Origin of the sequence: Saccharopolyspora sp. NPDC049357 (assembly GCF_040677225.1) — a bacterium.
GTDB lineage: Bacteria > Actinomycetota > Actinomycetes > Mycobacteriales > Pseudonocardiaceae > Saccharopolyspora.
This window is the reverse complement of the sequence record NZ_JBFAQJ010000038.1, coordinates 56,178-67,048: the sequence shown is the minus strand read 5'-3', so window position 1 is coordinate 67,048 and position 10,871 is coordinate 56,178. Positions and strand designations below refer to the sequence as shown.

Below are 10,871 nucleotides of genomic sequence, written 5' to 3'. Positions count from 1 at the left end.
TCCGTTGGGTCTACTTCCGGCTGCCCGGCGCCCGCGGGGGGGGGGGGGGCGCGCCCCCCCACCACTCCGAGATCGGTAGCGCGCGGCCACCCCTCGACGTAGTGCGCGACGGCCGGTTCGGCGAGCGTCTCAGCGCGGCTCCGGCCGGGGTGGCTCGGCGTGTTCGCCGCCTCGACCAGCATGTCCTCGAGGAACACCACATCGTCGGGGCCGGCGCTCCGGATCACGATCTCGTCCATGCCCGACATCATTCGACCCCGCGCGCGCCTGCCGCAACGGAATTCGAGTGCGATCCCCTGGTCCGCTGGTCATACTCGGCGCATGTCCAGTCGGCTGGCCGCTGTTGCCATCGATGCCCACGACACCGAGAAGGTGGCCGCTTTCTGGTGCGACGTGCTCGGGTGGCACGTCGTCGATCGGGAGGAGGGCGGCATCACCATCGGCCCTGCGGACGGCGCGTGGCCGCGCATCGACGTCTTCGAGGTGCCCGAGCCCAAGACGATCAAGAACCGCCTGCACCTCGACCTCCGCGCCGAGGACCGCTCCACCGCTGACGAACTGCGGCGCCTGGAATCCCTCGGCGCCCGCCGCGTGGACGTCGGCCAGCCATCCGACGTCACCTGGGTGGTCCTCGCCGACCCGGAGGGCAACGAGTTCTGCCTGCTCAGCGGGAGCTGAGCCAGCGCTCTCGAGGCGCTTCCCGAAGCCGAGCCGATGCACGTCATTCCGCCAGATCGAGTGCGATGAGTCGTTCGGCGGCGTCCCAAAGCTCGTGTTCGCGCTGCGGGTGGTAGGACTCCGCCGACGAGCGGGTCGCCTCGTCCCGGTCGACGTAGGAGCCGGTCGGGGCTTGCGTGCTGCCCAGGACGACCTCGGCGAGGTAGCGGCCCGCATCGTCGCGGTGGGTGCCGAACGGTGTGAAGGCCAGCAGCGGCAGGACTCTGCGCATCAGGAAGCGGTCAAGGGGACCAGCGTTGCGGGCGAGACCGGTGCCGGGGACGAACCCCGGGTTGTAGGAGATGACGTCGACCCCGGCAGGCAGGCGGCGCGCGTACTCGTGCACCAGGTAGATCGCGGCCAGCTTGCTGGTCGAATACGCGGTACGCCCTGCGGCTGCGGTCTCGGGATTGGGGAAGGCACGCGTCCGGGCGAGGACACCGGGTGAGTCCCACGCAGGGCCGGGCACCATGCCCATGTTGTGCTTGAGATCGCCGAAATGCGTGTCGCTGACGGTGACCACGATCCGGCCGCTGCGGGCGAAGCGGTCTTCGAGCGTGCGGACGAACACGTGGTTGGCGAGCACGTTCACCATGAACGTCGACTCGATCCCCTCCGGGCTCTCGGTGAGGTCGTTGGTGTGCTGGATGCCCGCGTTGCCCACGAAGTGGCGCAGCGGTGGCAGGTCACCGCGATCGAGCCGGTCCCGGATCTCGGCAGCGGCCGATCGGACGCTCTTCAGCGAGTTCAGGTCCGCCACGACGTACGAGACGTTGCCGCCGAACTGCGTGTCGGCGGAGTCGCGGGCGACGACGACGAGATGGGTGTCCGGCGACTGGCGCAGGATGTGCTCGGCGGCGATCCGGCCGATACCGCGGCTCGCGCCGGTCATCACGGTGGTGTGCTGCACGGAAGGCTCCCTCGCTGGTTGGTGCACACCGAATTTCCTCGTGCTCGCCGCGGTCCGCCAGTGACTTGGACGTCCCTAGGACTCGCAGTACCCAGGCTCAACGATCGCTGCGCCACCAGAATGGACTCATGTCTGAATTCGGCGAGCTCCTCCACGGCTGGCGCGACCGCCTTTCACCCGTCGACGTCGGCTTCGCCGCGACGAGCGGCAGGCGTGCGCCCGGACTGCGGCGTGAGGAGCTCGCACAGCTGGCCGGGCTCTCGGTCGACTACGTCCTGCGTCTGGAGCAGGGCCGCGCGAAGAACCCCTCCGCCCAGGTCGTCGGCTCCCTCGCCCGGGCCCTGCAGCTCTCCCGGGGCGAACGCGACCAGCTCTACCGCAGCGCCGGACTCCTGCCGCCGCAGGACGGCACGATCAGCGCCCACGTTCCCGCGAGCATCCAGCGGCTCGCCGCGCGCCTGGGCGACGTCCCGATCGGCGTGTTCACGGCGGACTGGACGCTGGTGTGGTGGAACGCCATGTGGTGCGCGCTCAACGGCGATCCCTCCGCGATCCCGGTCGAGCAGCGCAACCTCGCCCGAGCCTTGTTCGGCGATGGCCCAACCCTGCCGCCGGTGGAGACGGAACGCGGATTCGACGTCTTCGAAGCGTCGATCGTTGCCGACCTCAAAGACGCCGTCTCCCGCTATCCCGCCGACGTCCGGCTCAACCGCCTCATCCGAGACCTCCGCGCGGAATCGGAAGCCTTCGCACACCACTGGGTCACGGAGTCCGCTGCTCAGCACACGAGCGAGCAGAAGACGATCCACCACCCCGAAGTCGGCGAGATCAGGCTTGACTGCGACGTTCTCCTGTCCCCGGGCGCAGACCTCCGCATGGTCACCTACACGGCGGCAACCGGAACCACCGACGCGGGAAAACTCGACCTCCTCCGCGTCACCTGCGGCCAGACCACCCGCTCTGCGCCGCAACGGGTTCCGAGCCCCGGTGGCCCAGCATGAGGGCAACGTGCTGCCTGCTCAGCGGACGCTGAGCCAGCGCCGTCCGAAAGGGTGCGTCACCGCGGGTCCGAGGTCTTGTTCTTGCCGACCTTGACCTCGCGCGAGCCGTGCAGGGCGGGGCCGCGTTTGGCGCGCCGCACCTTCCCGTCTCCATCGGCCGACCAGGAAGGGGACGAGGGCCAGCGCTCCATGAGGGCGTTGCGGAGTTCGCGACCGCGCACGTTGACGATGCCGGTGCCGAGCAGGGCGGCGACGAACAAGGCCACCGAGACGACCATCCCGACGAGCGATTCGGTGCGATGGGGGGCGAAGACCTCCTCCGAACCCAGTCCCAGACCGCGGCCGACCAGGTAGGAGGACGTGCTGAACACCAGGCCCGCCCCGGACATCGTCGCGCCGACGAGCGCCAGCGGATGCGTCTGCCGCTGCGAGTGGTAGGCCAGCAGGTCCTCGGCAGGGCGGTCGGAGCTCGGGTCGGCCAAACTCGTGCGCAGCTCGGCACGTTCGGACCCGCGCTGCCTCCAGTCGAACAGCACGCCGATGGCCGCGAGCAGCAGGCCCAACGAGATCAGGACCGCGAAGATCCAGACGCCCCCGGCGATCAGGGCCTCGATCGGCGAGGAGTAGGTGGTCTCCTCGCACTCGTACTTCGTGGTCCCCGGGGAGCCCGCGCAGCGCGTCAACACCGACATCTGCAGCGCGAGGACACCCCCGAGCCAGAGACCCGCGGCGCCGTAGAGGCACCGCTTCGCGATCGACGGCCTGGACGGGGTCTTCTTGCCCGCACCGTCACGGCGAGCTTGCTTCGCCGGCTTCCAGGCGTGTCCTTCGTCGTTCGAACTCCAATGCGCGGCGATCCGGGCATGGCGACGTTCGTGGGCCGGGGTGAGCAGATGGGTGCTGGCATAGCCGACGAAAGCCATGATCAAGGCGTAGCCGGTGATGAGGGAGAAGATCACCGCGCTCTCGGCGTCGCCGTCCACCAGCACCACGATCAGCCCGATCACCCCCAGCAAGCCGGCCAGGGCCGCGTTCGCCCATCCGAAGAAGGCGAGCGCCTCCGCGGGTTTCCCGGTGACGGACCGAACCTGGTCGGGCGAAGGAACGGCGTAGCGGGATGCGCCCCGCTCGGCCGCGTTGACGATCGCCTTGGACGTGGTCGACTCCCGCAGGAAGCTGGCCACCGCACCAGCGGCGCACACGACCAGCACGAACGCCAGCAGAACGCCCATGCTCATGCGGCTGAGGTGGTCGACGGCCTCCTCGAGGCCGGGATCATCGAGCAGGTCCTCTTCGGCGAGGAAGCCCATCCCCATGATCAGCGCGAACGCGCATCCGAGGCCGATCAGGAACGAGGTCAGGGAGCGAACGCAGGCGCGCGCGATCTCACCGGCCAGTCCGACTTCGTACTCGTACCAGTGCCAGGGGTTGGTCTGGTTTCCGTCGTCACTCACCGGGGATCTCCTCCGCCTGCAGCGTTTCTCGCCGCATCATAGAGAGAGCCGTCCCGCGGAGTCCTCGCAACACCGGAAACGGCGCCGCGAGAGTCGAACTCCCCGAGGTGGAGCGTCCTAGCGCTTGACCAGTACCAGCTGGTCCGGGCCCCGGGCGGGCAGGTCGACCTGCCAGGTCTTGACGAGTTGGCCGGGCGGGTCCGGGAGGAGCGACGCGAAGTGGAGTTCGTAGTCGAGCCGCGGCGGGCTCGCGTGGTGCTGGTGCAGCCAGTTCAGCCGCAGCAGGTCCTCGCCCGCGGCCCCGCTCCGCTGGTCGAGCAGGATCTTGAACAGTCCCCGGTCGCCGAAGTGGTCGACCACCAGACCGCCCGAACCGTAGGCGAGCGCCCCGATCTCGCCGGGTCCGCGAACCCGGTTGCCGCCGGTGAGCGCGGGGATCTCAGCCCCGATCGCCAGGTACTGGCCGCTGCGCGCGATGTTGAACACCAGCGGCATCGCCGCCCACGGCGCCAGACCGGCGGAGACGAGGGAGAACGCCGCGAGCAGCGCGGTTCCCGCGCAGCAGAGCACGCCATCGATCCGGGCGATGGCGATCGACGCGGTCAGCGCGGAACAAGCCACCAGCGGCGCGAAGTACCAGGTTTGCGGATACGCGCCGATGCTCAGCAGCGCCGCCCAGTGCGCCCACCCCGCGAGCAGGAACGCCAGCGCCACCCGCGCCCAGGCCGATCGGCGGTGGTGCCAAGCCCAGATCCCGCCGCAGAGCCCGGCTCCGACCGTGACGGCGGTGAGCGCGGTGCTCACCGGGTAGAAGCGCGCGAAGAGCCCGAGGGGCGCCGTGAGCATCGTGTGCGAACCGGGTTCGGACACCTTGATGAACGTGCTGTCCGGGACGAACCCGCCGATGTGGAACCACGACCACACGTGCCACAGCAGGGCGAGCAGCGCACCGATCGCGGCCGCGCGAACCCGCTGCCGCCGGAGCAGCACCACGACGAGCACACCCGCGGGCACCACGAGATCGGGCCGGCACAGCACCGCCAGACCCCACAGCACTCCGGTCGCCCCGGACCGGCCCGCGAGGGCGTGGTGCCCCACCCCGACCAGCATCGCGATCCCGAGGTAGGTCTCCAGCCCGATCGTGGACACCACCAGCGGTGTGCTGACGAGCAGCGCCACCACCGCGAACGGCATCGCGGCCGAAGCCCCGATCCGCTGCGACAGCCGCGCCGACCACCAGCCGGTGACCGCGAGCGTGACCGCCAGCAACACCCCGACCGCGCCCGCGGGGCTCCTGATCACCCAGAAGATCCCGGCCAGCAACCAGGCGTTCAACGGCGAGGTCTGCGTGTTCGAGGTCTGGTCGAGCATCAGGCCCCAGTGCCCGTGCTCGGCGAGGTTGCGCACGTAGGTCAGGGTGATCCAGACGTCGTCGGCCAGCGCCCGATGCGCCAGCAGGATCAGACCCGCGCCGGCCGCGGCGCCGAAACCGGCTGCCCACCACTCCAGGCGATCTCGTTGCGCCGGGTCGGTTCGTCGCTCGGAGCGCATGACCGAAGGACCCGTAGCAATCATGAGCGAAGAGTTGCAGCGCGGGTGGGGCTAGACCGCATGCGCATTCGTATGCCTGCGGCTTTCCGACCAACAACCACGCGAAAGGTGATCGCCTTCCCCGGGGAACGCGAAACCGCCGATATGTTCACGTTTTCTCAGATCCGCGATCGTCACCAGGGGACGGTTCTGGTCCGAACCGATTCGCCACCTCGCGGTGGTCGCCGTTCACGGCGCGTGGAAGGGCACGAGCCGCATCCGCACTTGAGCGTCCGGGTCGGTGGGCAGCTGCGCCGGCCACTGGTCGGGTCCGTCAACGGGCTGGTTCTCCCACTCCATGCGGTGTTCGGCGGGAATCGGTTCAGCCGGTGCTCGGTGCAGGTAGTTGATGGACAGCAACGCTCGCGTCACCGGTCCGGCCCGGTCGAGCTGCTCGGAGATGTGCTCCGCGGTGCGGCCGGGATCGGACAGGTCGTCGACGATCCGGCATTCGCAGAAGTAGGAGAGCGTTCCCACCTCGGCGGGGCTCACGATCGTCGAGCCGGGCCTCTCAGCGGAGATCGTCTCGGCCATGCGCTGGTACTGGGCCGCGGTCGCCCAGTTGCCGTTGATGGGCGCCGTGGTCCACGGAAGCCCGTGCCCGAGGTCGACGCAGAGCGCGCCCAGCACGGGCAGCGTCGCGACGCCGAGAACGACGCTGCCGCGCTGCCGCACGAGGGCCGACACCGCGACCGCTGAAGCGAGCCCGAACCCTGCGACGGCCGGACCGTAGTACCAGTGGGCGGGTGGCGGTGCGAGCAGCGCGAACGCCATCGCGTGGGCAGCACCGCCGGCGGCGAAGCCCAGCGTCGCCTGGGCAGGACCGGCGCGTTTCGCCCGCACCGACCAAGCCCAGCACGCGGCCGCGAGCCCGGACAGCAGGAGCAGGACGGTCACGCCGGTCGCCGCGCTCCAGTGCTGGAAGTACCACGCGAGCCCGGTGGCGTACGTCGTGCCCCAGGACTCGTCCATCCTGGTCAGGAGCGTGTCCGGAAGCGCCGACCCCAGGGCGAACCAGCTCACCACGTGCCACGGCAGGGCGATCGCCAAGGCCACCAGTGCGCTGCGCAGCGCGCGACGACGAGACAAGGAGATGGTCAGCACGACGGCCAGGTCGATGATCGCGAAGTCGGGGCGGGTCAGGATCATCGCTCCGGCCACGACACCCGTGGCGACCCAGTTCCCCGGTAGCGCGTGCCGCACCAACGCGATCAGCAGCGCGATCCCGAGGTAGGTCTCCATGCCGACCGTCGAGGCCAGCAGCGGGTTCGACACCAGCAGCGCCACCCCGAGCAGGGGCAGGACCCGTCGCGGCAGTCCGGTCAGCCCCGCGATCCGGTGGAGCCAGAAGCCCGAGGCGGCCGTCGTGATCACCAGCAGCAGCCCCACCGCCATGACCGGCGCACCGGTGCCCGCCGTGAGGAGCGCGAGCAACCAGACTTGCAGCGGAGAGGTCGCGGTGTTCGCCGTCTGGGTCGGAATGATTCCCCAGTGCCCGGAGAACGCGAGATTGCGGGCGTAAACAACGGTGATGTAGGCGTCGTCCCCGAGGCCGCGACGGGCGATCAGGAACAGCAGCGCCCCGGCCACGGCGGACGTGATCACGACCGCGGCCGGCCGTGCGTGCCTCGACCAGGTTCGGGTTGTCCTTCCTGCTCGCCGCTCAGCGCTCGCCTGGGCCATACCCGCGATGATCCGCACTGATCTCAGCGGCAGCGCGGGCAGAGTTTCATGTTCACAAGTCCGTGTTACGGCCTTCGACGCGGAAGCGTTTCGCTTCCTCGCCTGATCGGTGCGACACCAGAACGCGAAACCTGTAAGAAGTTCACGATTCCCAGGTGATCCGGGAGTTCCGCGATGGTCACCACGGGACAGTTCTGGTCCGAACCGTCCACGATCGATGGCCTGGGGTTCCCCATGGGTGTGGACGCCGGGTTTTTGATGCCGCGTGCAGATCAACTGCAGCGGTGGTGGTGTGGTGTTGTTGGTGGATGGGGTTTGTGTGTGGCGGAGTGCGAGTGCCGTCGGTGGTGGTTGTAGTAGGCGATCCATCGCGAGATGTCGTGCGGTGTTGGGATTCGGTTCGCCAGAGGGTGCGTCCGGGGGCGAGTAGTTCGCGTTTGAGGGTGGCGAAGGACGCTTCGGCCATCGCGTTGTCGTAGCTGGAGCCGACCCTGCCCGTGGAACGCCGGATGCCGTGTTGGTCGCAGACGCGGCCGAATTCGGCGCTGGTGTATTGGACGCCCCAAGGGCAGGTTGGTGATGTCGCCGCACCATTTCTCGTCGAGCCTCGTGGCGGCAACAATCGGTCACCATTGATCCGTGATCACGCCAATCCTGCGACCCATCGACATGGCTGCTTCTGATCCGGCGGTCCACAACATCTTTGTCCGTCGCAGGACAGGCGAGCGCCGGTGCATCGCTGCGTTCATGAGTTCGAATATCTAATGCAAGAAGTTCAGTCGATGAGGTGACTGCTGAGAGCAGGCGGGCGCCCTATGAACAAAATAATATGAGCTTGAGGTTGGATTGCGCAAATTGTCTTCCTGGGTGCACCTGCGCATTGCCGTTTTCATCCTTATATGGGGTTGGTTATCGACTCGGAGGTTGGTTTTGTGAGTCACAACGAAAAACCTGACAAGATGGCTCGGCGACAGTTCGTCAGGATCTCTGGAGTTGCCGGGGCTGCCAGCCTCATGGGCCTACTGAGGCCAAGCCCGGGTCTCGCGGCACCGGAGCACCCACCCCCGTGTCCTCCGCCTGGTGCACCCACTCCGCCTGGTGCACCCACTACGCCTGGTGCACCCAACTGTCCACCTCCTGCGATGGCCACGCAGTGCGGCTCCACCAGTGACACGGACCCATTGTGGCTGGATGTCCAGCGCTGCACCGGAACAACGCCTCCTCCGTCGGACTGCTTGCGAGTGACCTCAACCTATGTAGTGCGATATGGCGACCCCATGAACGCTCATGATTTTCTACTGCTTCCAACTTGCCGAGTAAGGGGAATAGAGTGCCCGTTCATCTCGACAACGAGCGCACCGAATTACTGGTCCGACGCGTGGGATAACGCTCGCCCGGGGGGTCAGGTCCCGGTGATGTTTCCCAATATTGGGCTGGGGATTAATTCCGCAGAACGCCGACGGTTTAATCAGCTGCACATTCACATGGCTGGAATTCTTTCAGGTGTTCAAGGTCAACTCAATGCTGTCGACAATATGATCACCAGAAATACGGCGAGCTGGGGAAGTCAGATCGTTCAGGTCACCGGGTTGGACCGTCAATTTAACCCGCCCGCACTCGCGACCCGTTCCTACCGCGCACTTCGCATCACGCTGAACGACTTGATGAATGATAATCTTTTCCGGACCTTGCGGAATATGGTGGGACAAACGCAGATGGGGAAGCAAACACTAATTGTAACGCCCCGAAGCATTGGCACCCGCGGATTCTACGTGCTCAACAGTCAGCCCGACCTCGTTACTCCTCCTGGCTCGCCGGGGGGTACGGGTACTTGCGACCTCTTGCTCGTCTACAACTAGATACAGCGCACCTGCCAGCGAAGGCCGCAGAAATGGCGGGCAACCCGCACCGGCGGACGGTCTTCCGTTCGCGAGTGTGGCGCCCGACGCTGGTTCGGGCAGGCTTGCTCGGCGGGATCGCCGAAGAGGGCGATGCCTCTATCTGGGCACCTGGCAAGACCCGACGGGGAGCGGCAGCGGCAGAAGTTCCCGAGTGAGGCTCATGCGGTCAAGGCCGTGGCGCGTCTGGCTTCCGGCGGGCTGAAGTCCCACGCTCTCCGGCACTCCTACGTCACGTGGCTCGTCGACGACGGTGTTCCCGTGAACGTGGTTCAGCGCGTGCTCGGGCACGAGCGGTCGTCGACCACTCTGGATCTCTACACCCGACGCACTGATGGGGAGATCGGATTCTCGATGCTCTCCGGGACGATGGCGGTGAAGATGGAGGAATTTCGACGAACCCCAGCCGCTGATCGAGATGCTTCCTTTCTGCTCCCTCTTGGCTCGGTGAGGGAATGAAGAAGACCCTGGTCATTTCTCCGGTTGGAGTTCTGACCAGGGTCTTCGTTCTGTGGGCGATACTGGGATCGAACCAGTGACCTCTTCGGTGTGAACGAAGCGCTCTCCCCCTGAGCTAATCGCCCTTGTTCTGTTGTTCGTTCGCCGTTCCCGGCGACGAGAAGAACAATACACGATCGTTTCTAGGGACCGAACAGGGGGGAGGCCAACCACGTCCAGCGCAGGCCGAGCCAGCCGCCGATCGTGCCGAACATGCCCAGCAGCCACAGCGTCACCACGACGACCAGGCCGGTGGCGGCCATGATCGTGAGCTTGGTGGCCAGGTTCTGGCGGCCCAGCCAGTGGACCCATCGCTGGTAGTGCCGCTTGGCGAACATGTTGACCCGGTGCGCCCAGTGGAACTCGGTGGCGAGGATGCCGAGGCCGGCGAAGACCACCAGCCATCCCGGTCCCGGGTAGGGGATCATCAGGAGTCCTGCGATGAGGATCGCCGTGCCGATCGTGCCGAGCACGACGCGGTAGGTGATGTTCAGGGTCCGGCGGCGACGGACGTACGCTCGGTAACCGTGCAGGCGCTCACGCAGCGCGTGCAGGCGCGGGTGCTTGGGGTGCTCGTGGTCGCCCGGTGCCGTACCGGTCTGTCGGGCTTCCGGCTCGGTGTGATCGTTCAGGGCTCTCCACCTAAAGGCTGTTCGTCGGCTCGCGTGCTCAGGATACGGTCGGGGTCGGCTACCGGTGGTGCGGTGGGTCACAGCGCCGACGAGTCGGCAACCGACCATTGTTCCCGGGCCCGGTGAACAGCGGTTTGCTGTCAAGCGGACAGACGGGTGCTCGTCGGTTGATGCCGTGACTGAATTGTGACTGGGATCATTGTCCGGTTCGTCGCAAGCCGGGTCTTTGGACTCTGTGGCGAGTCTTCGATCCTGGTCACACTGTGAGCCGCCTCTCGACCGCGCGTTCGGTGCTGTGCGTGCGCTGTAACCAACGCGGTGAAGACCATTAGCCCGATCCGGTGACATCTCGTGGTGGACATCTCATCCGAGGCGTTTTCGGGAAAATGCGAAGGCCCTTCGTCGCTTATTCTTGAGTCACGTCAGGCGAACCCGACGAAGCGTGAACCCGGTGGTCAGCCGGTACGCGGAGGCGGTATTCACCGGGC

At 67.1% G+C, this 10,871-nt stretch carries 10 protein-coding genes and 1 tRNA gene; 4 read left to right on the top strand and 7 right to left on the bottom strand.

The genetic code is table 11. The features are described 5' to 3' along the window. Positions 1–239: hypothetical protein (locus AB0J91_RS26045; RefSeq protein WP_363873694.1), on the bottom strand; the 239-nt coding region annotated here is incomplete at its 3' end. Between the two features lie 82 nt (positions 240–321). On the opposite strand from AB0J91_RS26045, the gene AB0J91_RS26040 reads away from it, so the two are divergent. After that, positions 322–678: a VOC family protein gene (locus AB0J91_RS26040; protein ID WP_363873691.1), complete on the top strand. Its 357-nt coding sequence runs from the start codon at positions 322–324 to the stop codon at positions 676–678. 43 nt (positions 679–721) lie between these two features. On the opposite strand, the gene AB0J91_RS26035 is transcribed toward AB0J91_RS26040, so the two are convergent. After that, positions 722–1,627 (bottom strand): SDR family NAD(P)-dependent oxidoreductase, encoded by a 906-nt coding sequence (locus tag AB0J91_RS26035; RefSeq protein WP_363873688.1) that lies wholly within the window; start codon positions 1,625–1,627, stop codon positions 722–724. Positions 1,628–1,755: 128 nt separating this feature from the next. On the opposite strand from AB0J91_RS26035, the gene AB0J91_RS26030 reads away from it, so the two are divergent. Beyond that, positions 1,756–2,628 carry a helix-turn-helix transcriptional regulator gene (locus AB0J91_RS26030; RefSeq protein ID WP_363873684.1) on the top strand — a complete coding sequence of 291 codons (873 nt, stop codon included), beginning with the start codon at positions 1,756–1,758 and terminating at the stop codon, positions 2,626–2,628. 56 nt (positions 2,629–2,684) lie between these two features. Here AB0J91_RS26030 and AB0J91_RS26025 read toward each other — a convergent pair whose 3' ends face one another. From AB0J91_RS26025 to AB0J91_RS26015, 3 genes are all read right to left on the bottom strand, one after another. Continuing rightward, complete coding sequence (locus AB0J91_RS26025; protein ID WP_363873681.1) at positions 2,685–4,082, bottom strand: hypothetical protein; 1,398 nt, start codon at positions 4,080–4,082, stop codon at positions 2,685–2,687. 117 nt (positions 4,083–4,199) lie between these two features. After that, the gene (locus AB0J91_RS26020) at positions 4,200–5,657 is read right to left on the bottom strand and encodes a hypothetical protein (protein WP_363873678.1); all 1,458 of its coding nucleotides are present in this window, start codon (positions 5,655–5,657) and stop codon (positions 4,200–4,202) included. Positions 5,658–5,861: 204 nt separating this feature from the next. Further along, positions 5,862–7,277, bottom strand: coding sequence for a hypothetical protein (locus tag AB0J91_RS26015; RefSeq protein WP_363873676.1), 1,416 nt, complete (start codon positions 7,275–7,277; stop codon positions 5,862–5,864). Positions 7,278–8,254: 977 nt separating this feature from the next. Between AB0J91_RS26015 and AB0J91_RS26010 the strand changes: the two genes are divergently transcribed. Next, complete coding sequence (locus AB0J91_RS26010; protein WP_363873673.1) at positions 8,255–9,214, top strand: CDP-diacylglycerol diphosphatase; 960 nt, start codon at positions 8,255–8,257, stop codon at positions 9,212–9,214. A gap of 216 nt (positions 9,215–9,430) precedes the next feature. Beyond that, the gene (locus AB0J91_RS26005) at positions 9,431–9,712 is read left to right on the top strand and encodes a tyrosine-type recombinase/integrase (RefSeq protein WP_363873671.1); all 282 of its coding nucleotides are present in this window, start codon (positions 9,431–9,433) and stop codon (positions 9,710–9,712) included. Positions 9,713–9,765: 53 nt separating this feature from the next. Here the strand turns inward: AB0J91_RS26005 and AB0J91_RS26000 are convergent. Together AB0J91_RS26000 and AB0J91_RS25995 are read right to left on the bottom strand one after the other, a co-directional pair. Then, positions 9,766–9,837, bottom strand: a tRNA-Val gene (locus AB0J91_RS26000). Positions 9,838–9,894: 57 nt separating this feature from the next. Next, complete coding sequence (locus AB0J91_RS25995) at positions 9,895–10,284, bottom strand: TIGR02611 family protein (protein ID WP_363873703.1); 390 nt, start codon at positions 10,282–10,284, stop codon at positions 9,895–9,897. Between the last annotated feature and the right edge of the window lie 587 nt (positions 10,285–10,871).